Annotated in this window: 19 protein-coding genes and 1 pseudogene; 2 read left to right on the top strand and 18 right to left on the bottom strand. The window is 43.5% G+C overall.

Annotated features, from left to right (window positions below):
* Positions 1–2: 2 nt before the first annotated feature.
* The 8 genes from Q4549_RS13775 to Q4549_RS13810 form a co-directional block, all read right to left on the bottom strand.
* Positions 3–536, bottom strand: coding sequence for an acyltransferase (locus Q4549_RS13775; protein ID WP_303552595.1), 534 nt, complete (start codon positions 534–536; stop codon positions 3–5).
* Between the two features lies 1 nt (position 537).
* Positions 538–1,455 (bottom strand): glycosyltransferase family 9 protein, encoded by a 918-nt coding sequence (locus tag Q4549_RS13780; RefSeq protein ID WP_303552593.1) that lies wholly within the window; start codon positions 1,453–1,455, stop codon positions 538–540.
* A 279-nt stretch (positions 1,456–1,734) separates the two neighbouring features.
* A complete protein-coding gene (locus Q4549_RS13785; RefSeq protein WP_303557185.1) occupies positions 1,735–2,466 on the bottom strand; it encodes a glycosyltransferase family 2 protein in 732 nt (243 codons plus the stop codon).
* Positions 2,467–2,477: 11 nt separating this feature from the next.
* A complete protein-coding gene (locus Q4549_RS13790; RefSeq protein ID WP_303552589.1) occupies positions 2,478–4,070 on the bottom strand; it encodes a capsular biosynthesis protein in 1,593 nt (530 codons plus the stop codon).
* Complete coding sequence (locus Q4549_RS13795) at positions 4,058–4,441, bottom strand: capsular biosynthesis protein (protein WP_303552587.1); 384 nt, start codon at positions 4,439–4,441, stop codon at positions 4,058–4,060. Before Q4549_RS13795 ends, Q4549_RS13790 begins: the two co-directional genes overlap by 13 nt.
* Before the next feature lie 10 nt (positions 4,442–4,451).
* On the bottom strand, positions 4,452–5,336 hold the full coding sequence (locus Q4549_RS13800) for a hypothetical protein (RefSeq protein WP_303552585.1): 885 nt from the start codon (positions 5,334–5,336) through the stop codon (positions 4,452–4,454).
* Complete coding sequence (locus Q4549_RS13805; protein ID WP_303552582.1) at positions 5,333–6,175, bottom strand: glycosyltransferase; 843 nt, start codon at positions 6,173–6,175, stop codon at positions 5,333–5,335. Before Q4549_RS13805 ends, Q4549_RS13800 begins: the two co-directional genes overlap by 4 nt.
* 2 nt (positions 6,176–6,177) lie before the next feature.
* The gene (locus Q4549_RS13810; RefSeq protein ID WP_303552579.1) at positions 6,178–7,965 is read right to left on the bottom strand and encodes a polysaccharide deacetylase family protein; all 1,788 of its coding nucleotides are present in this window, start codon (positions 7,963–7,965) and stop codon (positions 6,178–6,180) included.
* 256 nt (positions 7,966–8,221) lie between these two features.
* Here Q4549_RS13810 and Q4549_RS13815 point away from each other — a divergent pair, with 256 nt between their 5' ends.
* Together Q4549_RS13815 and Q4549_RS13820 are read left to right on the top strand one after the other, a co-directional pair.
* A complete protein-coding gene (locus Q4549_RS13815) occupies positions 8,222–11,263 on the top strand; it encodes a bifunctional diguanylate cyclase/phosphodiesterase (RefSeq protein ID WP_303552577.1) in 3,042 nt (1,013 codons plus the stop codon).
* Positions 11,264–11,418: 155 nt separating this feature from the next.
* A pseudogene (locus Q4549_RS13820) lies at positions 11,419–12,069 on the top strand (class I SAM-dependent methyltransferase); the annotation flags it as partial.
* 409 nt (positions 12,070–12,478) lie between these two features.
* Here Q4549_RS13820 and Q4549_RS13825 read toward each other — a convergent pair.
* The 10 genes from Q4549_RS13825 to Q4549_RS13870 form a co-directional block, all read right to left on the bottom strand.
* Complete coding sequence (locus Q4549_RS13825; RefSeq protein ID WP_303552574.1) at positions 12,479–12,889, bottom strand: GNAT family N-acetyltransferase; 411 nt, start codon at positions 12,887–12,889, stop codon at positions 12,479–12,481.
* Positions 12,886–14,079 (bottom strand): enoyl-ACP reductase FabV, encoded by a 1,194-nt coding sequence (fabV, locus tag Q4549_RS13830; protein ID WP_303552572.1) that lies wholly within the window; start codon positions 14,077–14,079, stop codon positions 12,886–12,888. The genes Q4549_RS13825 and fabV overlap by 4 nt, the downstream gene beginning before the upstream one ends.
* A 101-nt stretch (positions 14,080–14,180) precedes the next feature.
* Positions 14,181–15,824 (bottom strand): diguanylate cyclase, encoded by a 1,644-nt coding sequence (locus Q4549_RS13835; protein WP_303552569.1) that lies wholly within the window; start codon positions 15,822–15,824, stop codon positions 14,181–14,183.
* 188 nt (positions 15,825–16,012) lie between these two features.
* A complete protein-coding gene (locus Q4549_RS13840) occupies positions 16,013–17,485 on the bottom strand; it encodes a dihydrolipoyl dehydrogenase (protein WP_303552566.1) in 1,473 nt (490 codons plus the stop codon).
* A 74-nt stretch (positions 17,486–17,559) separates the two neighbouring features.
* Positions 17,560–18,288, bottom strand: coding sequence for a glutathione peroxidase (locus Q4549_RS13845; protein WP_303552563.1), 729 nt, complete (start codon positions 18,286–18,288; stop codon positions 17,560–17,562).
* A 268-nt stretch (positions 18,289–18,556) separates the two neighbouring features.
* Positions 18,557–19,414, bottom strand: a complete 858-nt coding sequence (locus Q4549_RS13850) for an ABC transporter permease (protein ID WP_303513403.1) — start codon at positions 19,412–19,414, stop codon at positions 18,557–18,559.
* Positions 19,415–19,416: 2 nt separating this feature from the next.
* Positions 19,417–20,658, bottom strand: a complete 1,242-nt coding sequence (locus Q4549_RS13855) for an ABC transporter permease (protein ID WP_303552560.1) — start codon at positions 20,656–20,658, stop codon at positions 19,417–19,419.
* A 43-nt stretch (positions 20,659–20,701) separates the two neighbouring features.
* Entirely contained in the window at positions 20,702–21,748 is a 1,047-nt protein-coding gene (locus Q4549_RS13860) for an ABC transporter substrate-binding protein (protein WP_303552557.1), read from the bottom strand.
* A gap of 18 nt (positions 21,749–21,766) precedes the next feature.
* A complete protein-coding gene (locus Q4549_RS13865; protein ID WP_303552554.1) occupies positions 21,767–22,876 on the bottom strand; it encodes an ABC transporter ATP-binding protein in 1,110 nt (369 codons plus the stop codon).
* A 207-nt stretch (positions 22,877–23,083) separates the two neighbouring features.
* A complete protein-coding gene (locus tag Q4549_RS13870; RefSeq protein WP_303552551.1) occupies positions 23,084–23,983 on the bottom strand; it encodes a LysR family transcriptional regulator in 900 nt (299 codons plus the stop codon).
* Positions 23,984–24,017: the final 34 nt, after the last annotated feature.

A 24,017-nucleotide genomic window follows, 5' to 3' on the forward strand; every position in this document is an offset into this window, starting at 1 on the left:
CTTTAGGTCATGTACTTGTTCCACGAATAACTATGCCACGCTTTTTGGCTAGCGAGTTGTTCGTAGTGTTCTTTATCACGGTAACTGAATACTTTTGCCGGATGCCCGCCAGCGATGGCTAAGGCTGGGATTGTACCAGTAACAACACTTCGGGCTTGAATTACTGCGCCATCACCTATGTTGGCACCACCTAAAATCAGCACGTTTTCGCCAATCCAAACATTATTACCTATGGTGACTTCTTTGTGGATCCAGCTAGAGTCAAACGGTAGCTCTTGCCCTTGGTAATTATGCCAAGAAGAGGTAATTTCTAATCCAATAGCTGAATGAAAATTATCGCCTATGGTAATTTTCCCTTCACCGGATAAATGGGCACCATCAAAGTTAACGTTGTCACCTAAGTGAGTATTACCGGTGACTTTAACTTTTTTATTGCACCAAATACTGCCTTTAATGGAACCCGCTTGTTTACGAACCCTTTTTTCAAAATACCAGCGTCGTAGTTGCTTCTTTTTCAGATTCAGGTAGCTACTCATATTACTCTTCACTTTCTGCAAGTAACTTTAGTTCGGTAATAGCTTGAATTGCTTTATTAAACACTTTGTCTACCGATGCGATACTCTTATCTGGGTTGTATACGATATAGTGGGCTTCGTAAGTCGGGAGGTAACGATAAGGCACTGTACCAATAAAAATACCTAAGGTAGGGGTATGGGTTGCGATGGCTACGTTGCGGATCCCTGTGTCATTTGAGATGACTAAAGAAGCCTTAGCCAAATGCTCAGTAACGCCATCTATTGATAATAGTGGCTGTACTCGCACATTGGTATTGTTAGTAATAACCGCTTCCCAACCCTGCTGTGTTTCTTCGGGCTTAGTGCCTTCAAGTAATACAAAGTCTAGTTGTGGATAACTCTTAGCCAGTTGCTCGATTACCTGCTTGTATTGGTCTAGAGGGTAGCATTTGCTGGGAGCTGCAGAGCCCGTAAAAAAACTCACGTAGGGTGTGTGCGTATCCCTTACCTGGCGGTTATCAGGTAATTGAAAATCTAAAGGTAAGCTAGGTTGATGACCAAAAAACATCAACATTTGCAGCATTACCTCAGCCTCACAGGAAAAAGAACTGCGCTTCAGGCAAATATCATAAAGCATGCGAGCTTGCAGATCGCGATGTGGGTAGCTTACTTTCAACTTAGCTTTTGTGAGCAAGGTTATGTAACTTGAGCGATTGGTGCAGACTAAATCAAAGATAATATCTTGCTCAGGCAGAGCATTTAGTTGCTTAAAGCGTTCTTTTAAGGGGCCGTGACGCTGATCTTTACCCGGCACAATGTGCACGCTATCTGCTAAGTCTATTGGCGCACCGAGCTGAGAGTCTGTGGTAATACTTAAAGTGATATGAGCGTTAGGAAAAAACTTACGAGTTTCTAAAATAAAAGGGCGAGTAACTATCATGTCTCCTAACGCGGCTTGACGAATGATAGTTATACGCTTGACAGAATCAGGGTGGAAGCTGGGAAGTATTGTTTTCGCTTTTTTGCTGATATATACACCATCATCATTCCAACAATAGCCCATGGATTACATTTTCCTATATAGATTGCTTTAAGCGTTTAAAATTGCAGTGAAAAGATTAATTTCAGTATAGTCATTATATAATAGGCTAAGGGCAATGTCGCATATGGTTAATATGAAAAAAATCATTAGTTGCTATCTAGTGATTCAAATTTGAACTTATAGTTGCCGATCGCCTTTAAATGCGATGTATTCGTCTGGTACACCACAAAAAATAACTTGTTCCCGGCCTATTAAGTCGTAGTGTATTTTCCCCCCTCTTTTTAGTAACAGATTATAAAGAGGCGCTACGTATATCTCTCCTTTCTCCCATTCACTTTTAGGTTTGGCCGCATACTCGAAATATACCTCAAGATAAGCTTTAAATGATTTAAAGTGATAAAGCCCAGTACAACATAAGTCTGAGATCTGTCTCTTTTCGGCTGTTTCTATAACTTCTGTCGAGGAATTATTTAACGGTTTAACAAACGACCAGTTTTCTCCACTACCGCGAAAGACTTCTAAATAACCATCATCTAACTCTTCTAGGTTTGGAAATACGAAATCGGGTCTAAAAGTGTCTATATTAAAAATTGTTATAGGGGAGTCGATAGCATCAGAACGCTTATTATCCCAATCTATGAGCCCCAAAGTCACGGTCTCTGCCTGTCCTCGAGTTTCTTGGTCTAAAGTTACTATGGAGTAGTTAATTATTCCCATTGCAGACGCTTGCTGAGTGATGAAATCACATGAGTTTAAGGTGTCACGGACAATGAACAAAAATGGGGTATTATTAAAGTATTTTCTAAAGCTTCCTACTGAGTGCGCAAATAGCGTTTTCCCCTGAGCTTCTAGCATGTACTTTGGAATACTGTAGCCTGACTTATAGAATCGAGAGCTAAGACCTGCCATGGGAATTACTATCATTCTTCAAACCTCTTCATTGTGAAGTATAATCTAATAGCATTTGCAAATAACGCTTGCTGGCGAACGTTATCGTCATTATGCAATGGAAGCATCGAAAAAAATAAATGCACTTGCATTGCCAACAAACTCACAGCAGAAATGGAGAACTCTCGTTCTACGAGGTTTATAAAAAATTGTTGAATTTCTTTGAGTTGCGGGCTTTCTTCGATGTGAAAGTGTATATTAAAGTTTGTTGTTTCTACTTCATAATATCCAGCAATAAGCCAATCGTACATCCCAATAACTGAATGGCTTAGCTTCGCTATATCATAACGAATATCCCCAAAAAGAGTTGGTTCGCCAGCACTGGTCATGCCTCTTGGGTCAATTGTTTTGATTTTATTTGCTCTAAAGTCATAAAGCACATTACTAAAGCAGAAGTCGCCGTGAAGAATGGTTATACCATCCCTTGAAGTAATATTAGGAAGGTGTTTAGCGCAGTCATTTAACATCGCTTCAATGGAGATTGGTTTCTCGTTATTGTATTGCCATTTATCAGTCAACGAGATGCTTTTGCTTATGCAGTATTTTTCAAGTCGATGGTAAGTTTTTTGTTCCAACAGTTCAGGTAATAAATTGACTGATACGGTGCTCGGTGCCTTTTCTTGTTGGCAAGACTTCAAAAAGTTAACGCATCCACTTAAAATTTGCTCCCAATTACTTAGCGCTAGGTCTCCAAACACGTATAGCTCATTTAACGCTGTTAAGTGTAAGTACTCTAAACGATAAGATATGCGGCCGTGCTTCTGCTGAGAGCCCAAATATTGAGGAATAAAGCCACGTAGCGAAAAAGGTAGTTTATTAAACCAATTTGCTTCAGCAGAAATCTTTTTATTGTTCGACGATGCCTTCTCAACCCACTCTGATGTAATTATCAGTTCATTGAACGCCCGTTGAGTTGTGAAATTAGCTTTAGAGCGATAGTAACTATTTACATGTCCAAAATCTAACCAATGCTCGGAGTAGATTGTCGTTAGCCCTACTTGGTCACGGTAGTTGTTGAGCCCTTCAAGAAACTGCCAATTACATTGAGTCATAGCTCTGATTAATTGGCGAGGTTTACTGAAATTAAAATAACCATTAACTACATTGTGAGCGTCGCTTTTTATTTCTTGCTCACTGGTTTTTAACCAATGAGACTCATCAGTGGTTACTATTGCCCAATCGTAACTTTCTTTTACATCAGAGACACAAACTATGTTCTCACCTAAGGGGAGTTCAGATAAAAGCGTGTCGCCAAATAAGATATGTAGGGAAGTATCTAAATTATGTTCTGATAGGTTTAAAGCAGCTACTAGAGATGCACCTAAACTGATGCCTTCTGGTGTATAGATTATTGATACGTTATTTGTCTGCAACCAGCTAACATCCGTTTTCATTATTCTATATGACTCGGGAACAGATAAGAAGATAGCCACATCTTTTGGAGCTAAACTGACTTGTTGTTGGAATAATCGCCTATTTGCTAGAGGCAAAAAACTGGGGGGAAGCTTTCCAAATTCAGACTGTAACTCTTGTCCTACATAGGCAGCTGACATTATAAGGAACATACTTTTTCCTTATCTAATAATTCTGTTATTTCTTGGCTTGAAAGACTAGTAAACTCAGAAGGTCTAATAGACTTGTCATCGATGTAGAAGCCTTCGTGGCCGCACCAAGGTTTACCTATCAGAATTTCATCATATGGGACATTGTATCTATCTAACCACTCTGTGATAGTTGGTAATGTATGGATATTTATTTTGCCAACGTTCCCTTCGTACGTCCGCATATTGCGAGCTGTTGAAATAACAATACAGAAGCCTTTAGCTTTGTAATGGATTAATTTCTCTATTACATCTAGACGCGGTAATACTGCTTTATAATCACTAGTGTTCGCTTGGGTAATCGTGCCATCTAAATCTACAATCAGCTTTTTCATTTTACCTTACCTAGACTGCTTTTTGTTTATTTCTAAGTCTTTTAAAAAATCGTTTAATCAAATACTTGGTTTTATAATAGCCAATATAGTGGCTAGCGAGTTTATCGTTATGAATCTGGATTTCTTTTTTTTGCTCGGCAGTTAATTTGAGATTAAAGATACTATCTAGACCACCTTGAATTTGTATATTGTTTAAGATTTCTGGATCGGTATCTTTAGGTGGGTTATACACGACATGGTAATCTTCATAGCGAACCCATTGTTTGATTATTTGTGATTTTCTAACACGGAATTTAAGAAAAAACTCTGGATTTCTTGCTTTCAAAGAAAAGTTCTTCTCGAAGTGCTTAAAGCCATCAAACTTCCATATAGACTTAAAGTCATCCACCCTAGCAAGCATAATGTGGTCTGATATCCATGCGGGCTGAACTACTTTGTTATCACTTAAGTAAATTTTATTTGAATCCCAATTAATGCCTTTGAAAAAGTTTGGCTGTAGCAAACTTATATCCGTTCGCATCCGGAGCACATGAGTATATTTGCTTCCGCTAGGATCGTTATCTACGCAATGAATTAGTTTATTAATCGCGCTAAACATACCAAACATAGCACCTACAGTTGAATGCGTGTCGGTCCATTCACCGTATCGCTCTTTTATGTCTTTGTTCTCAGGAGCACTGTCAATGATGAGTGTTTGACATTTTTGAGATAATTGAAAGACTTTGCTTAGGTTAGTTTCATCGGTTCTTTTTTTGTTTGATGTATCTTCCTTCCACACATGAATAAAAAAGTCGAAAGGTACTGGTATATCAGAGGCTTCAAGTGAGAAAATAACTCTGTCAATATAACGCAGCGGCCCGCTAATCAATATGGCTAGTCGATGGTCAGGTTTCATTGTGATCGTGTCAATGTTGTTTTTTTGAATGCTTTTAGCGATTGTAAAGGAAAGAAAAGAAAATCTTTAGCTTTCAATTTTAAGCTTTGATGCCCTTTAAAGTTCATAATCTTAAGACGTGTTTCGCTTTCAGAATAAGAGGAATATAAATGTTTATGCTTTTGATATAGGGCTAGCGTTGCATCATAAGTATTCTCGGAACTAGATATACGTTGCTGTTCGTGGCGAACATCAACAACATAACTGCATTCATTGAAGCGATACGCATCGCCATATTTGGCAATTAGGCTGATCCAAGTATCATGGTCTTGAAATTTTTTGATATTTAAATCAAAACCACCGACTTCTCTTAATCGAGCCGTCTCAGCAAAGACTTGATTACCACAAACATTAGCTTTCATAATTTGAGCCAGTGAGACCTTTTGCTCGCGATTTTTATAGGATTGCGAAGTGCTTCCATCCTTTTCTAAAACATCTCTGTTGTCACAAATAAAAGCGTACTTTGAGTCGTAGTTATCAATAAAAAACTGTAAACGATTCGGTTTGAAATAATCATCATCATCTAAGCCGGTAATAAACTTTCCCTGAGCCTTACTAATAGCTAAATTCCGATTAAAGTTAGCACCAGATTGTTTATCATTTCTAAGGTAATTTATTCGGGAGTCTATCGCTGCATATTTGTCTAAAATAGAAACTACGTCTTTATTTGAGGCATCATCAATGATTATCAGCTCCCAATCTTCAAAACCTTGGCTTATAACGGATTTGATAGCTCGTGCCAACATTGCTGGGCGATTATAACTTGTAATGTAGACCGTAATAACGGGAAAGTTTTGCATATTTAGCTATCCGCTTTTATTTTTTTTTTGTAGGTGTAGTTTCCTTTAATTTTTCGCCACAAGCCAAATTTGGTCGTGCTTGGGAACATCACAATCCGTCGTATTTGTTGTAAATCTTGGTGCATGCCTATAGGGCCTGAATCTGTCGCAACCGTATAAGTATAGCCTGCTTGCTTAGCTACCTGTTTGGTTTGCTGGTTATGGTTGCCATAAGGGTAAGCAAAGGTGTTGAGCTTACGGTCTAGTAAACTCTCTAGCTCAGCTTTGTTTTGTTCAATTTCTTGTTGTTGCTCGGCTTCAGTTAATTCTGCTAACTTTGGATGAGTCACTGTATGCCCGCCTATTTCCACATAACCACTTTGGTCTATCTTGCGCATAGTCTCAGCGTTCATTAACTCAAACCGTTGGTCAGGTTTTGTAGGGTGGCTTACATCCCATTGGTTATGATCTGTGCCACTCACAGCATAAATTACTGCTTTAAACTGATATTTTTTGAGCAAGGGCAGCAATAAATCGTAATTATCTTGGTAGCCATCATCAAAGGTAAGAATAATATAGCGTTTACCGTGGTTAAAGCGATGCTCAAGCCCTATATTTGCTAACTCGCTAAAAGTAATAGGGGTTAGCCCCATCCACTTAATGGTTTGAAAATGCTCTTCTAATCGCTGCGCAGTAACATAAGTCCCATAAGCGCCATGTTGCGTTGGATCGTCAATCACCCGGTGATACATAATGATGGGTACTTCGCGCTGTTTGGTGTAAACGTAAGCGCTTTGATAAATATCTAAGAGCTTTTTAGATACTTCATCAAGGTCGTACTCAGCTTTTATAGCTGTCACTAATTGCTCACTTACGGCGGTGTTTTGCGGCAAATCTAAGAGTTGCTTTGCGAGTTGCTGATAGTCGATATCCAGCTCAGTTTTACCGTCATCGGCTACATCACCAAAATTGCTGGCTAGTGCTGCGGGTAAATTATCCAAGGTGATAAATCCTAATGCTTTAGCTTCGCCCACGGCAAACACAGGCTTTTGGCACAACAGCGCTTCCATTGCGACACGCCCGGCACCTATGACCAAATCAGCTTGGCTAATGGTTTGGCGGATATCTTGGCTGTAACCACAAAACTCTACTTTGTCCTCAAACTCGGCAAACCGCGCTTCGGTCTTGCTACCACTAATGACTTGCACTTGGTTTGCATCTAAATCGATGGCTTGTTTTAACAGCTGATATACCAACTCGCCTTTGGGTCCAGTTAATCTGCCAATGATTTGAATGACAGGCTTTAGATTATTGGTTGCAGGTAAGGGGTGAAACGCTTGGCTGTCTACGCCATTACGTACCACACTGACTTGCTGTTCTGGCACACCCAAGTCTCTTATAATTTGCTGGGCTATGTTTTCACAAACGGCAACTGCGTGGTAACCCAAGGCATGGAATTTTTTGCGTGAACGATGCACCGGTTGGCGACCGTGTACGCTGGTTATCATTGGTGTATTGGTGAGCTTACAAGCGATATAAGAGGACCAACCTGATGCGCGGCTGTGTGCGTGGACCAGTTGAATTTTATATCTAAGAATTAGATAGATAAGGTAGAATACGTGCCATACTCTGCGGGGTAAGCTGCGTTTATTGAAACGTAATCTAAAGTGTTGTCCTTGATGGGGGCAACTTAAGGTATCAGAGACGTAAAATACTTGATGTCCTCGCTGAGTTAGCCGATCGCCAACTTGAGTGGCGTAGACTTCGGCTCCGGTCACTTCGAGTTGTGATAGAGCCATCAAAATATTCATAAATATGATAAACCTTGCTGTAGTTTGATAGCATATTCTACAGAAGAGGCTTGGTTCCGCCTAGTAGTAGGTTCAAGCTCTGAAAATATGAGTAAAAACGGATAGTTGGTGACAAAGGTGGCGGTTTATTTCTGTGGGTAAGTGTTTAACAAGCGTCTCTTCACTCATCAACTCAAAGCGTAGCTATTTGGGTTTGCTTGGCTTGCTGTTATTTTCTTTGGTTTGTTCTGCTGAAGCCCGCACTGCTCGAGTCCTCATGCTCAATTCTTACCAGGCGGGTATGCAATGGGATGCCAGTTTTGACTTAGGCTTGCGCCAGCAAGTTGGCGACCGCTCGGTATGGATGTTTAACCACCGTATTGAACCTTCTCCTAATCAAGACCCCAGTTACCGCTTAGCCCAGTTTGATTTACTGAATGAGATTATTCTCTATTACCAGTTTGATTTAGTGGTGAGTGTGGGTGAGCAAGCGCTTAATATTGCCCTCGCTTTGCAAGATGAGAGTATCTTGCAAGCCCCCATTGTGGCTGCTGGCGCTGACTTGTCTGCCTATATGGGACCGCGAGAGCGGCGAATTACTGGTATTCATGAGCAACTCGCTATTCGCGAAAACCTGTTACTTATTCGTCAATTAATCCCCGATTTAGAAGCCGTTCACTTATTGATTGATGACCAGCCTGGCAGTGAACATATTCGCAAAGAGTTTATTCAATTGGCCGATCAGCTGGCTATTCCCTATACCCTTTGGCAAGAGCAAGATTACGAAGAAGTAAAAGCTAAAACGTCGTTACTTAGTGCCAATGAGGCGATTTTATTGGGGGTTTTACAACAAGCGCCAACCGGGAAAACTCAGTTAACCGAGCAACGGGTTCAGTCTTTATCTATGGTATCGCGCGCGCCCATGTACAGCCTTTGGGAGTATGCGGTGGGTAATGGCGCGGTAGGTGGATTTGTTACCCAGCCTAAACCTTTAGGCGAAGCGATTGGTAATATGGTGTTAAAAGTATTGCTTGGCACCGACGTACGTGATGTCGCGATTAATGCGCGTGGTCCGCAAACCTATTTGTTTGATAGTACTCAACTAAACCGTTGGAAGGTGTCTCGGGCTAATTTGGCCACAGGAAGTGAGTATTTAAATCAGCAAGCCTACCAATCGTGGTCGCAGCGCTACCAAACGAGTTTGATGATGACAGGGCTGAGCTTGTTCGCTGGGCTACTGTTGTTTGCTTTATGGCGGGCTTACGGCCGCGCTAGAGTAAATTTGCTGCAGCAGAAAAAGCAGTTGTCGTCGGTATTTAGTAAAACCGAGCAAGCCTGTGCGCTGTTGGACGAGAATGGCCATGTCTTGTTAATCAACCAAGCACTAATGGATTTACTGGGTGACCGCGCGGGTTTTATTATTGGTAATTCATTGCTCGATAGCCACATTTGGGAACATCAGTCGGCGCTTAAGCAGCAGTTGCGAGAAGGTATTGCTAAAAGTTTGAGTGGCGACGCGGTGCATTTTCAAGCCGAGTTTGACCAAGGCAAACACAGTATTCTGTATGATTTTGCTATGAGCCCACAGCTCGACCACAGCAATCGGGTTGAGCAGGTGGTATTGGAAATGAGAAACCTTGCACTGATTCAGCAGCAACATCGTCAACTTAAGCAAAGCGAAACCCATTACCGATTACTGTTTGAACAAAGCCCAGCCTTGTTAATGTTGGTGAATCGCTTGGGGGTGATTGTTTGTTGTAACAAAGTGGCGGCTAAGCATTTGGGTTATCCCCGTAAGCAACTAGAACTGTCGCAATTACGCAGTTTATACGGTGAGGCAGAGCAGCAAACGACTTTGCTGGAATACCTAGACACTGTAGGTAAGCACAAAGTGACTCGCCAAATTGCTTATCGCAATAGTAAAAGCCAGCAACTTTGGTTTAAAGAGTCGTTTGTGAGAATGGCTGAAGAAGACGTATTTATGTTGGTATGTGAAGACGTTACCGCGACTCGCAGCCTAGCCGAAGAGTTGGACTTTCATGCAAACTTTGATTTGCTCACCGGTATATACAACCGTGGCTTTTTTGAGCGGCGATTAGAGCTACTGTTAGGATCAAGCCAAGATAACCAACTGCACGCTTTGTTGTTCATTGATTTAGCCCAGTTCAAAGTTATCAACGATACCTTTGGTCATGGCTCTGGTGACCAAGCACTTAAACAAGTTGCCGGAGTATTAGAGCAGTTATTGCCTCGCTCAGCTATTGTTGCCCGTTTGGGAAGCGACGAGTTTGCCATCTTATTAGAGGCTTGTTCGCAACAAGACAGTTTAGATTTTGCTAATCGGGTCATCGACAGGCTTAACGATAGTCACTATGTGCGTGATGAGCGGATGTTTAGCTTTGGTTGTAGCATTGGTTTAACCTTGTTTCAGCAGCAACAAGGTTCCGCTCAAGAGCTGATTGCACAGGCCGACAATGCCTGTTTCACGGCTAAATCTCTTGGTCGAAATCGGGTTTATTTATACCAAATGGATGATCAAATGCTGCTCGAGCGGCAAGGCCAAATGGAATGGGTCACTCGTATTCAACAAGCTTTGCGCGAAGAACGCTTCTTGTTATATGCGCAAGCGATAGTGCCGGTTACCGCGAATGATGATGATTATCTGCATTATGAAGTGCTACTGCGGATGATTGATGAAGCGGGTCGAATTGTACCGCCTGGGGCCTTTTTACCGGCCGCTGAAAATTACAATTTGGCTGACCAAATTGACAAAGTCGTTATTGCTAAAAGCCTGCAATGGTTAGCCGAAAATCCTGGCCACCTTACTCGATTAAACATGTGTTCAATGAACCTGTCTGGGCAATCTTTAGGTAGTGCCGAATTTGTTGAGTGGCTGCTAAATACGCTAGAAAATAGCGCATTGCCAATGAACAAATTGTGTTTTGAAACCACCGAAACCGTAGCGATTGCCAACTTAGATATTGCTACCGAGTTCTTTAACAAAGTAAGGCAATTGGGCTGTAAAATTGCTTTGGATGATTTTGGTTCTGGGCTATCGTCATTTGGCTATCTTAAAAACCTGCCGATTGATTACCTGAAAATTGATGGCATCTTCATTCGTGATTTAGAGAATGACCACATGGATGCAGCAATTGTAAAAAGCATCAATCAAATGGCGCATGTTATGGGTAAGAAAACCATTGCCGAGTTTGTTGAGAACGATGGGATTAATCAAATTCTGTCGGAAATTGGTGTCGATTATGCTCAGGGCTACCATTTTGGTAAGCCAGTACCTATCGAGATGTTAGTGCTTAACTAGCCGCGACTAGATAAACTAACCACCTTATTTTTTCTTGGAGAGCTCGATTGAGTAACCAGCAACCACGTTTATTTTGTGAAGACAGCGCTAAGCCAGAATATGCCGCGAGTTTAGTACAGCGTTTTGCGTTGCTGCAGTGTACGCAACTACCTGTTAGTGGTTTTTGCTTGATACTTGATGGAGATAGCTTGCGTTTACGTTGGTGCGATGAGGCCAAGTTGGGAGATATCTCTGTGGACTTTCTGGCCGGCAGGGCTGCTCATCGTCGTCAATATGGCGGCGCAGAAGCCGTTAGCAAGGCCGTAGGTGTTAAGAGGGGTCAACGCCCTAGCGTGATTGATGGAACCGCTGGTTTAGGCCGTGACGCTTTTGTGTTAGCTAACCTAGGCTGCCAAGTCACCATGCTTGAGCGTTCTCCGTGGGTAGCTGCTTTGTTAGCCGACGGTTTGCGCCGTGCAGAAGCTGACTCGACGATTGGTGGATGGGTGAGTGAACGAATGAGCCTAATCCATGCTAGTAGTATTAACGATTTATCCCAGCATCAGTTACAGGCTGATGTAGTGTATTTAGATCCCATGTATCCACACCGCAAAAAATCGGCGCAAGTGAAAAAAGAAATGCGTATTTTTCAGCACTTGGTGGGAGCGGACGTAGATGCAGATTTATTACTTGAGCAAGCCTTTGCTGTAGCCGCTAAACGAGTTGTTGTAAAACGGCCTAATTACGCCGAACCTTTAGCCGGTAAAGCGGCACAGAATCATCTTGAAACCAAAACTCACCGCTTTGATATTTATTCAATCATTTAGCGTTAGCTAAAGTCATTTAAAAACTGTATTTGGCGGCTCTTGGTTGCACAATAAATCCATTATCTATTGATATCACTCAATATTTTTTCGCGAACCTGCGCTTCTAGCGATATCGTCCTTACAGATAGTTGGTTGATATAAATGAGCAAAAACAGCAGCTTAAGTTCAAGCTATGAGCTTACAGCTCAATTCCTTGATCTGGATCACGTATCGGTTGACTTTAAGTGAGCTCGATCTAGTTTCTTGTGATTGAAAAGGAAAATACTTGCATCAAGAAAACGCTATCATTACTCTATTTTTATCGCGCCAAGGATTGGAGCGGTATCGAAAGAAATAAGATCTGACCTTTGTTGACCGACAGAAAAACTGGAGAAGCGATTGCTTCTCCTTTTTTTTGTGAAAAATTTACTTAGCGCAGTGGTTTCGACATTTTCACGTAGTCTACACCGTGTTTATCAAATACCTCACTGGTCACGCTAAAACCCCAACTTTGATAAAAACTAATCGCGCTGCAGCGAGCGTCAAACCAAAATAGTTCCAGCGTGGTGGATTGCTGTAGTGCAATTAAATGTAGCAACATATGGCTGCCAAAGCCCTTCCCTTGATGTTCAGTTAAACAGGCAAATTTACGTAAGCGAATATGCTTATTTTCTACAAATAAAGATGCCACCATGATGAGTTGTCCGTCCAGCCAACCACCGTAATGTTGGCCAGTGGCATCTTCGGCCACGCGGCAAAATGCTTGGTCGTGATCTGGCCAAAGTACCTGCTGACGAATATCTAAGGTTTGCTCCGCATCTATGCGAGTAATATTTATCATGGCTGTAGCTTTTCTAACTCACTCATATCAATACTTTGTTGGTAGTTAACACCCTCTACAGCAAAGCCATTGAGGCGCATAAAGGCAGCTTTGTACCCACTAAAATCAGTGAGTTGTTTAAAATTGGCTGGGCTTATCGTGTTATAACGCTGATCGATTTGTTGCTGAACTTGAGTGCTGAGCTCTAGATCATCGATGCGGATTTGCTTAAGGCTATCAAGGCGTACTTGGCCATCTTCAGGGTATAGGTGTTGGCTAAACAAGCGGTAAGCTTGCTCAATACATTCTTCATGAATACCGAGCTCTTTCATCACTTGGTAGAGCAAGGCAATGTAAGGTGACATCACCGGAATATATACACTGGCTTTGGTGACTAAGGCTTTACAAACACAAGCGTAGGCATGGCCATTGAGCAGTTTGTTGAGTTGAGTGTCTAACTCTTGTGCGGTGGCGTGCAGGTGCTGTTTTGCGCGGCCGATGGTACCGTCACGATAAATTGCTGCAGTACGCTCTGGCCCAACGTAGGAGTAGGCTATGGTATTGCACGCTTCGGCTAGCACGTCTGCTTGCTGTAAGGCATCTATCCAGTTTCGCCATTCATCGCCACCCATGACTTTGGTGGTGGCTTCTACTTCTTCGGTATTGGCTACCTCGACGGATTGCGCTTCTAGTTGTTCGGTTTCCAAATTGATGCTGTAACCATGCATGGCTTTGTCGGTTGTTTTGAGTACCGATTGCCACTGTCCTGACGCTGTTTTTCGCTTGCCGGTGGCGAGGCTATAAATCACCAAGTCTACTTTGCCACCAAACTGATTTTTGATGTAGTCAATGACTTGCTCACGCATGGCTGGGTTAAACGCATCGCCTACAAAGTTTTTGGCTATAAGACCTCGTTGCTCGGCTAATTCTCTGCAGTAGATATTATTATACCAACCGGCGCTACCCACGCCTTTTTCACTGGGGCCGCGCTCAAAAGACACCCCAATGGTGTCGGCACCTCCGCCAACAGCAAGGGCAAGTCTTGAGGCTAAACCAAAGCCAGAAGACGCACCCAATATCAGTACTTTTTTGGCGCTATTAAAAGGCGCTTGTTGCTGAATATAATCGGCTTGTTGTTGAAGATAGGCTTTACACCCTGGGGGATGGCAATTACGCGCAACGTTACCGCTTAGCTGCGGAGAAATAAGCATGATGGCTCCAAGAATTGGGTCGTAGAAGATCCAGTGTAGCGTACTTTATCGGCGGAAATCGCAATCAATATCAAGCTAAGTTTGCTCAGTACGTTGCGAGTTTACAGCGACTCCTGAATGGCTAGCGGTTTGGTCTTTCGTTTGCGTTGCGCTTTTTGCTGATACATGGTCATGTCGGCGCGATAAAACAGTTGCTCAGGGTCTTGGCATTCGTCAGTTGTGGCACAACCAAAGCTGATGCCACTATGGGCTGAGCCATTGAGTTGGACTATTTTGTCGGCAATGGCGAGTTTTTCGTCCATTTCGCTGCGATTTAAATGGGTAGAAAAGGCGGCAAATTCGTCTCCGCCTATACGGAATAACTGCACTTTTTCTGTTAGCACCATGCTCAGCGCTTCCGCCACCAGTTTAATCAGCTTGTCACCTTCTTGGTGTCCAGATTGATCATTAATACTTTTTAAGTAATCGATATCGACTAAGGCTAAGCATGTAATTTGGCTGTCGGTAAACTCAATGTTGTTCACGTACTCATTAAATGCGTAGCGATTTTTTAGATTGGTGAGTGCATCGAGGCGCGCCGCATCACGTTCTTGATTGAGCTGTTGAGTGACCAGCAACGATTCTAAAGTGAGGCGTTTAAACTTGTAGTGTAAAGCTAAAGACATAAACAGGGTGCTAAGTACGCAGCTAATAATTACCGAGAGATCAGCAGCCAATAGGGTTGTGCTATTTTTCGGCACCATAGACATAGTGAGCAGCATGGCTGGAATCAGCAGCAATAACGTCGATAGAATAAACAATTGAGCTTGTTTTGAACCCTGGCGCCAGCACTGCAGCGCGCTGGCTAAGGCTAGCGAGATCCATAACACTACGACGCTATAAATCAGCACCACCGCATAATTAACCCAAATGGCAGCAATGGGGACGGCAATAATGCTCAGTCCCACAATATAGCGGCTGGCATGCCATAGTCGTGGAGCGTACTTTTCTAAGTTGAGAAATCGGCTATAGAACAACACGCTAAATACCGGAATTGCTAAAATGGGTAACAGGTGGATGCTGAGTAGTTTGATGTGAAAGAGGTGTACCCCAACATGAAAGATAAACCCCAGCGACAAGGTAATTGAAAACAAATAAGTGCTGAAATAAGCAAACACCCTATCTTGTTGCACTAGACCTACCGCCCCATTGTAAATAGCTAGAATGAGTAAGGCCCCTAAACAGAGAGTAATAACACTGGCTCGCCAATGATAAAGCTGGGTCATTTCAGATTTTAGGCCAAAACTCAGTTGCGGCTGGTCGGTATAGTATTGGCTGGAGATGCGAGTAATCAGCCAATAACCGCCTAAAGTGGGCGTATCTATGTGTCGCGCATAGCTGAAGAGGTAGTCGTAGGAGTGTAAATAACCACTGCTCAGGTGGCGAATTTGATTACCTTCTGAATACAGGTAATAGTCGATGTTTTCTATTACTGGCCCTTCTACATTGGTGATCCATTGATTGGGCTCTGTAATATTCAATTTTTTAACTAACCAGTAGCTACCCCCGGTGAGGCTTACCCGCTCTGCTTTGTTTAGTTTGTTTAACCAAAGCGGAATATCGCTGTAACGATGCGGCAATACTTGCTGGTCTTCTGCATAATAGATCTGTTGCGAACTAGCACTGAAAGGAGTAGCAGATAGCGATGGCGCAAAGGCCACAAGTGCCGCTATAACTAGCGTAAGTAAACATCTAAGAAAAGACATAAGCGTTTGTATCGACCATCCTTGTACCCACAAAACTGTCATTAGCATAGAGGAAAGCGCCGCTAATGATAAGTGCTGTTATCAATAGTTGCTGATGCTACCATTTTTATTGATTTTTGTATCACTAGATATAAAAAAGCCCCTGTTGCTTAAGCAAAAGGGGCAATGTACTTGTTAGATGAATTGGATTAGCTACCTACTCCACACTCCATACAAGCATCAATCATTTCTGGGCCAAGGTGCAGCTTAGCGTTTAAGTCGCGCAGTGCGGTGCGCACTCCTTCTTCAATCACCGGGTGATAAAATGGCATATCTAACATTTGTGATACGGTCATTTTTGCCTGATGCGCCCAGGCCAATAGGTGAGCTAAGTGTTCAGCGTTAGGGCCAATAATCTCGGCACCTAAGAAGCGTCCGGTACCTTGTTCGCCATAAAGGTGAGCGATACCTTTATTAACTAACATCACGCGGCTACGTCCTTGGTTTTCAAAGCTCACAGCGCCTACTTCAAAACAGCCACAGTTACCTAGGCGCTTTTCAATATCGCGGTAGCTCTCGCCAACCATCGCAATTTGCGGGTCACTAAATACCGCAGCAATAGAGCTACGGCGTAGGCCTGCTCGTATGTCGTTGCCTCTGCCAGCGTTATCGCCAGCAATTTTGCCTTGGTCTGCGGCTTCGTGTAACAAAGGAATTTGGTTGCTGGCATCACCGGCAATAAAAATATTGCTGAGTGAGGTTTGCAAGGTGTAGTGGTCGGCTACCGGCACACCTCGTTGATCCAGTTGAATATCGAGTTTGTCTAAACCAAGTTTATCGGTATTAGGTTTGCGACCAGTAGCAGCAACTAAGTAATCTACTTCGGTTTCAACGGTGTCGCCTTGTTTATCAATATAGCGAAGCTTTACGCCCTGCTCGCTGCGTTCAATGAGCTCTACCTTGGCATCAGAATCTAGGTAAAACTCTTCGCTATAAGTGGTATTGGCGTAGTCGGTTAACGCTGGATCTGTTAGTGGGCCTACCGCACCGCCAACTCCAAACATTAGCACTTTTACTCCCAAGCGATGTAAGGCTTGGCCAAGTTCTAGTCCAATAACGCCTGGGCCAAATACTGCCACCGATTCTGGTAGGCTGTCCCACTCAAAAATGTCGTCGTTAACTAACAAACGATCACCTAATTCAGCCCAAGGTGCCGGGAATGCTGGGCGAGAACCACTGGCGATAACGATGCGTTTAGCTTCTACAATCGTAGAGCCGCCATCTGAGTGACTTACATTAAGGTGGTGCTGGTCTATAAAGTCGGCATAACCATCTAGTTTGTGCTCAGGGTCAATGCCTTCCACCGACTCCAATACAAATCCTACAAAGCGATCGCGTTCGGCTTTTACGCGTTGCATTACCGCATGGCCATCAATTTGCGGTTTGCCTAGGTTTACCCCAAATTGGGCTGACTTTTCATATTGATGCGCATTTTCAGCCGCGGCGATCAGGAGTTTACTCGGCATACAGCCCACTCGCGCACAGGTAGTGCCGTAAGGACCAGCCTCAATCATTAATACTGAATCAGTATGCTGTTTAGCGGCTCGATAAGCAGCAAGGCCAGCAGTTCCGCCACCGATCACGGCAACATCTACAGTTTTTTTAGCGCGTATATTAGACATGGTTACTACCTTTAAAAATACCAGCGAATGGGAAAGTACAGGCGAGTAGACCGACTCGCCTGAGTTTTTATTGCTTACGCTAAGTAAGCTTCTAAGTCGTCACTGCCGCCAATGTGCTTACCGTCTACAAATATTTGTGGAACAGTGCTGCGACCGCTTAGTGCTTTTAGGCTTACGCTGGTAGCGTCGGTGCCCAATACTACTTCTTCAAAAGATAAACCTTTGGCTTTAAGTAAGTCTTTGGCTTTTGCACAGAATGGGCAGCCTGGTTTAGTAATAATGCTAATGGCTGCAGGTTTCTTGGCATCGGCATTAATGTAGTTAAGCATGGTATCTGCGTCTGATACTTCAAACGGGTCGCCCGCTACGTCAGCTTCAATGAACATTTTTTCGATAACGCCATTTTTCACCAACATTGAGTAGCGCCAGCTGCGCTTGCCAAAGCCTAGGTCAGCTTTGTCTACTAACATGCCCATGCCTTCGCTGAATTCACCATTGCCGTCTGGCACTACAGTGATGTTTTCAGCTTCTTGGTCGGCTAACCAAGCATTCATTACAAAGGTATCGTTTACGCTTAAACAAACAATCTCATCAACGCCATTTTCTTTTAATACACCGGCTAGCTCGTTGTAGCGTGGTAAGTGAGTTGATGAACAGGTTGGAGTAAATGCACCTGGTAAGGCAAATACTACAACGGTTTTGTCTTTAAATAGTTGCTCGGTAGTAATGTCTACCCATGCATCGTTTTGACGAGTATGGAAAGTGACACTTGGAATGGTTTGGCCTTCGCGATTATCTAACATAATGTTCTCCAAAAAGTTTTAATAAGTTGTTTCCGTTTGATGTAGCTAGTATCGATTTTCACTTGTAATAAGTAAAAACGATTGAATCTATTTTTACGATAGTTTTTGGCTATCAAAGTAAATATCCAAGCATTTGCTTGCCAATCATAGTGCTGAAATAAGGATTTTGAGGAGTGAGTTTAGAAAATACTGATGATATTTTTGTTATTGATCAATTTAGCTAAGTGCTTTTAGTTAGTGATGGTAAGCGATTGAATTGCCGCGGTAATCAGCTATCGAGCTCACCACTTTGAATTCGCTCGCTGCGCGCACGTAGGTACTCAATGGTGAACAGCAATAGGGCTGAGATGATGATAAGCAGGGTGGCTACAGCCAAAATGGTAGGGTTTATTTGCTCACGTAAGCCAGAGAACATTTGTCGAGGAATTGTTCTCTGTTCTGGGCCAGCTAAAAACAGCACCACCACTACTTCATCAAAAGAAGTAATAAAGGCAAATAGAGCGCCAGAGATAACACCAGGACGGATGAGTGGCATGATCACTTTGAAAAACGTCATGGTGGGGCGCGCTCCCAAGCCTAACGAGGCATTTACCAAAGAATAGTCAAAGCCCGACAGCGCGGCGTTTACGGTGATTAATACAAAAGGTGTACCGAGTGCAGCGTGAGCAAGAATCACCCCCAGATAAGAGCCCGCCAAATTGAGTTGGCTATAAAAGAAATACATACCTGCTGCGGTAATAATCAGCGGCACAATCATTGGCGAGAGCAAAATCGCCATCCACAGTTTTTGCCAAGGCATGGCGGGGTTGCTTAATCCAATAGCGGCTAAGGTGCCTAATACAGTGGCAATAAGGGTGGCAAAAATACCAATGATGAAGCTGTTCTTAATCGCTAATAACCACTTGTCATCATGCCAAATTTCGGCGTACCACTTGAGCGAATAAGCTTCGGGTTCTAAGGCCAGCATGCCTTCGGTAAAGCTGAAAAAGGGTTCTACATTAAACGACAGGGGAATAATCACTAAGATAGGCAGCATCAAAAAAGCTAGTACCAGCAAAGAACAAAAACGTAAGCCGTAGTGAGCCAGTATGTGCCAAAAGGTGAAGTACTTCGGATAGCTTTTCATGCTTAGCCCAACTTAATGTTATTCACGCCCACTAGGCGGTCGTAGATCCAATACAAGGCAATAATCAGTGCCAGCAATAACGAGCCCAAGGCTGCGGCTAACTCCCAGTTGTTCGACGACTGCATGTGGAAGGCAATAATATTAGAAATCATCTGTCCATCGGTACCCCCTACAATGGCTGGGGTAATGTAGTAACCAATGGAAATAATAAATACCAGCAAGGCGCCTGCGCTAACTCCTGGTACGGTCATTGGTAAGTAAATCTTTATGAAGGCCGGTATGGGTCTAGCACCTAACGACAAGGCTGCGCGTAAGTAGCTGGGATCAATATTTTTCATCACGCTATACAGCGGTAAAATCATGAAGGGCAGCAAAATATGGGTCATAGCGATAATGGTGGCCGCTTGGGTATACAGCAGCTCAAAGGGCTCATCAATCAAACCTAGCGACTGTAGGCTTGAGTTGAGCACACCATTAGTTTGTAAAATGGCAATCCATGAGGTGGTTCGCACCAACAGCGAGGTCCAAAATGGCAGTAGTACCAGCACCATCAGCCGATTAGCTATTTTGCTAGGTGCAGTGGCCAGGTAATAAGCCAATGGATAGGCTAGCAGCGCGGTCAACAAGGTGATGTAAATGGCTATCTTTAAGCTTTTCCAATAAAGCTTTAAGTAGATTTGAGTATCGCGCTGTTCTATTTCGCCAGCGGGATTACGTTTTAAATCGAAAGTAGTGAGGTAATAGCTATCGGTGAATGGCTGACCAGCCCGTTTTACTGCGCGCCATAGGTCAATGTTATGCCATTTTTTTGAGTAACCCAGTAATATGCTATCGCCATTTTCTTGTAACTCTTCTAAGGTTTTTTTCTTTAGTTTTCGCGCGCTTGATTTAATCAAGCTAGAGCTGCCGGGTTTAAGTCGGTTTACCTCTTCGGCTAATTTGCCTGAGAGCCTCTGCTTGGATAAATCTTGTAACTCAATCGCAAATTGCTGCAAAGCCGCTGATGGCGGAAGATCATCGCTCGCTTCATCCCAGTTTTTTAGCTCCGCTAAACTCAGTGGTATCAGTTGGCTAACCGTAGGGTGATAAACGCTGCGGTACAGCATGGTGGCAATTGGTGAAATAAAGGTGATGAAGATAAACACCAACAGCGGCAGGGTAAACAACAGCAATAAGCGCTTTTTACGGTTAAGCAGTCGCTTACTCTCGAGTATTTCTTCAACGCTTAGGCTGTTGTTATTCATCTTCACCTTCAATTTCAACTAGGGTTACTGGCGTAGCTTGCGCTTACTTAAGTAACCATTCGTTAAATTTCTCACCCAGTGACTCGCCATAGTCGGCCCAGAAATCACCTGAAGCCTTTAGGCCCTCATCTAAATGCGAAGACGGTAGCTTGGGAATGACCGCTTTATCTACATAAGCGTAAGATGAATTACGGGTTGGGCCGTATGCTACTTCAGGCATACCACTTAAAGGCTTAGAGCCAGTAGCGAAGCGAATAAACTCCATCGCCAAATCTTTTTTCTTGGTGCCTTTTACAATTGCCCATACGTCCAAGTCGTATAGGTGAGCGTCCCACACCATTTCAAAAGGCTTACCTTCGCTTTGAATGGCATCAAAGATCCGGCCGTTGGCTGATTGCACCATTACCGCGCCGCCATCATTAAGCAGTTGTGGCGCTTGTGACCAGCTGTCGAACCACACAATGTCATCGGCAATGGTGGCCAGTTTGGCAAAGGCGCGTGCTTGGCCTTCGTCGGTTTCTAATACTTCATAAACCTGCTCTTTTGGCACGCCATCGGCGATTAATGCCCACTCAAGGTTTACTTGCGGGCGCTTACGTAGGGCGCGTTTACCCGGGTATTTCTTGGTATCAAACAAATCGGCAATAGAGCTAGGTTGGCCACCCTTAATAGTGTCGTTATTAAAGGCATACAATACCGTCCATACAATATTCCCCACGCCACACTCGTTGGCTAATGCCGCTTCGCTAAAGTCTTTGGCTGCCGAGGTGCCATCGTCACCGGGGGGTAAACTGTCGTGATCAATTACTTCTAGCAAGCCTTCAGAACAGGCGCGCTCTAAGTCAATTACCTCTACATCAATCACATCCCAAAGGATGTTACCGCTTTCTACTTGGGCTTTAATTTCGGCAATCCCGCCAGAGTAGTTTTCAAACAGAATGTTGTGACCCGTTTCCTTCATAAATGGATCAAGCATATGTTTTTGTTGGGCTGCACCGTAGGCACCACCAAAAGAGACCGCAGTGAGTTGGTCTGCGCTCGCAATATTACATACAGATGCGAGGGCAATAACTGGGAGTAAACGTTTCATAGGTACCTTCCTTTACCATTAAGAGCTCGGGGGTGGATTAAAAGCTAACCCGTCATTAACGGACCACGTTAGTTTAGTTGGCGCACCAGCAGTAATACTGGGCGCATCGTGATCGTTGAGCACTTTTACCATCAGCTCAGTTTTGTCACGAAGTTTGAAGAAGTAACGAATAAAGTCGCCCACATAGAGGCGGGTAATAAACTCAGCTTCAATACTATTTTCAAAGCTATGTTTGTCACTTTGGATGAAGAGGTTCTCTGGGCGTACTGCCAGTACACAGGCTTCGCCTGTTTCGGGGCAATCCATCGCTTGGCCAGTTACTACGCTACCGTCACTTAGCTCTACTTTGGCTAGGCCTTGAGCGCGATTGAGTACCTTGCCCGACAGGTGATTATTTTCACCAATAAAGTCGGCTACAAAGGCATTTTCTGGTCGTTCATACAATACATCTGGGGCGGCACATTGCTGCACCACGCCATCGTTAAATACTGCGATGCGATCCGACATGGTGAGCGCTTCGGTTTGGTCGTGAGTCACGTAAATAGCGGTGAACCCAATGGATTCGTGCAGGCGCTTAATCTCTAGCTGCATTTGCTCTCGCAAGTTTTTGTCTAGAGCGCCTAAGGGTTCATCCATTAATACAATTGAAGGCTCAAAGATAAGCGAGCGAGCCAAGGCCACCCGTTGTTTTTGTCCGCCAGAGAGATGACCCGGATAGCGTTTGCCAAAGCTATCTAGCTCTACCAGGGCTAAGGATTCCGCCACGCGGCGTTTAATTTCTTCTTTAGGTAGCTTGCGAACCACTAAGGGGTAAGCCAGATTGTCAGCCACGGTCATGTGTGGGAACAACGCATAATGTTGGAACACCATGCCAATATTGCGGTTGTAAGGAGCCACGTTGGTAATGGCTTGGCCGTTCACGAGGATTTGCCCGCTGGTGACATCCTCAAAGCCAGCTAACATCATCAAACAGGTGGTTTTACCGGAGCCGGAGGGGCCTAGTAAGGTAACAAACTCGCCTTTGCGAATGTCTAAATTGAAGTTTTTTACTACTAGGCTGCGCTGGTCATAACTTTTTTTAACGTCAACAAAGCGCACATATTGTTGGTCAGAGACCGGCTCGCTCATACACAGTTCCTTTTGCTAAGAGCTTGTTGCTAAAAGTAGACCAAGTTATCAAGAATTTCTATTAACACTAGCGTAACAAATAACCTTGCAGAGAAAAGTGCAAAGTTTGAGCAACTTAGCAATCACTGCGAAATAATCTACTGGCTTACATTGGTCGTTTGGTTGAAACATTTGTGTCATTTAACAATAGGCTGAATATCTGCCTAGTTACAGGGTTAAACGAGAAACTAAAAAATCTACAGCAACTTTTACTTTTGGGATCTGATATTTAAGCCCTTGGTATAAAAGAAAAATTCCTGAGGATTCCGCTGTAGATACTCGAATGTCTTGGCCCACATCAATCGTTACTAAACTGCCTTCGGCGAGCTGTTGGCTAATTCCCCATTCGGGGAGCAAGGCAATGCCTTCTGCGTTGATGGCAGCATTCACTAAGCTTGTACCATGATTAGAAATTAAGCGAATAGGAGCGCTTAATTCTTGCCATTGCTGCAGGTGTTTGTAGTACCAAGGTAATACTTTTTCAGGGCTGCGATAGCGAAGACTCGGGTGAGCGTTTAAGTCTGCAGGCGTATGAGGTAAACCATGTTTGGCCAAATACTTTGGTGCAGCGCACAACACAAAATGATTATTGGATAGCTTTTTAGCAATAATCCGATCATCAGGGGCATTACCCGCACGCACGGCAATATCGATCTGGTCGCGACGTAAATTACTGAGTTGGTCACTGAAGTGTAGATCGAGAACGATATCCGGATAAATCTGAGAAAACTCGCTAAGAATGGGGGCTAAACAAAGCTCTCCGTAACTGGGCATAGCACTTATCGATAACATGCCACTAGGGTGTTGTTGCTGCTGTTTTAATAAATCTTCTGCGTCATTAAGGCCATGTAAAGCGGGTAAAATTTGCTGGTAATACAGGGCTCCTAACTCGGTCAGTTTCACTTGGCGGGTACTACGCTGCAATAGTTGCTGTTTTAGCATGGATTCTAGATCTGTAATCCGTCGTGATACCGATGAGGGTGGAACATTAAAGGCTGCTGCAGTTTGGGTAAAGCTACCAGATTCGGCTAGATGGGCGAAGTATTGTAGCGCGCGTAACTTATCCATAAGGTTTTATTTTTGTCTAAAAGGCAATAAAGTT

Source organism: Agarivorans sp. 2_MG-2023, from assembly GCF_030548085.1.
Lineage (GTDB): Bacteria > Pseudomonadota > Gammaproteobacteria > Enterobacterales > Celerinatantimonadaceae > Agarivorans.

Coding starts and splice junctions, on each gene's coding strand:
- Q4549_RS13860 (WP_303552557.1), bottom strand. CDS start 21,748: ATGAAACGTTTACTCCCAGTTATTGCCCTCGCATCTGTATGTAATATT.
- Q4549_RS13835 (WP_303552569.1), bottom strand. CDS start 15,824: ATGTCTTTTCTTAGATGTTTACTTACGCTAGTTATAGCGGCACTTGTG.
- Q4549_RS13785 (WP_303557185.1), bottom strand. CDS start 2,466: ATGGCAGGTCTTAGCTCTCGATTCTATAAGTCAGGCTACAGTATTCCA.
- Q4549_RS13795 (WP_303552587.1), bottom strand. CDS start 4,441: ATGAAAAAGCTGATTGTAGATTTAGATGGCACGATTACCCAAGCGAAC.
- Q4549_RS13840 (WP_303552566.1), bottom strand. CDS start 17,485: ATGTCTAATATACGCGCTAAAAAAACTGTAGATGTTGCCGTGATCGGT.
- Q4549_RS13815 (WP_303552577.1), top strand. CDS start 8,222: ATGCTCAATTCTTACCAGGCGGGTATGCAATGGGATGCCAGTTTTGAC.
- Q4549_RS13845 (WP_303552563.1), bottom strand. CDS start 18,288: ATGTTAGATAATCGCGAAGGCCAAACCATTCCAAGTGTCACTTTCCAT.
- Q4549_RS13850 (WP_303513403.1), bottom strand. CDS start 19,414: ATGAAAAGCTATCCGAAGTACTTCACCTTTTGGCACATACTGGCTCAC.
- Q4549_RS13870 (WP_303552551.1), bottom strand. CDS start 23,983: ATGGATAAGTTACGCGCGCTACAATACTTCGCCCATCTAGCCGAATCT.
- Q4549_RS13810 (WP_303552579.1), bottom strand. CDS start 7,965: ATGAATATTTTGATGGCTCTATCACAACTCGAAGTGACCGGAGCCGAA.
- Q4549_RS13790 (WP_303552589.1), bottom strand. CDS start 4,070: ATGTTCCTTATAATGTCAGCTGCCTATGTAGGACAAGAGTTACAGTCT.
- Q4549_RS13825 (WP_303552574.1), bottom strand. CDS start 12,889: ATGATAAATATTACTCGCATAGATGCGGAGCAAACCTTAGATATTCGT.
- fabV (WP_303552572.1), bottom strand. CDS start 14,079: ATGCTTATTTCTCCGCAGCTAAGCGGTAACGTTGCGCGTAATTGCCAT.
- Q4549_RS13800 (WP_303552585.1), bottom strand. CDS start 5,336: ATGAAACCTGACCATCGACTAGCCATATTGATTAGCGGGCCGCTGCGT.
- Q4549_RS13780 (WP_303552593.1), bottom strand. CDS start 1,455: ATGATAGTTACTCGCCCTTTTATTTTAGAAACTCGTAAGTTTTTTCCT.
- Q4549_RS13855 (WP_303552560.1), bottom strand. CDS start 20,658: ATGAATAACAACAGCCTAAGCGTTGAAGAAATACTCGAGAGTAAGCGA.
- Q4549_RS13805 (WP_303552582.1), bottom strand. CDS start 6,175: ATGCAAAACTTTCCCGTTATTACGGTCTACATTACAAGTTATAATCGC.
- Q4549_RS13865 (WP_303552554.1), bottom strand. CDS start 22,876: ATGAGCGAGCCGGTCTCTGACCAACAATATGTGCGCTTTGTTGACGTT.
- Q4549_RS13775 (WP_303552595.1), bottom strand. CDS start 536: ATGAGTAGCTACCTGAATCTGAAAAAGAAGCAACTACGACGCTGGTAT.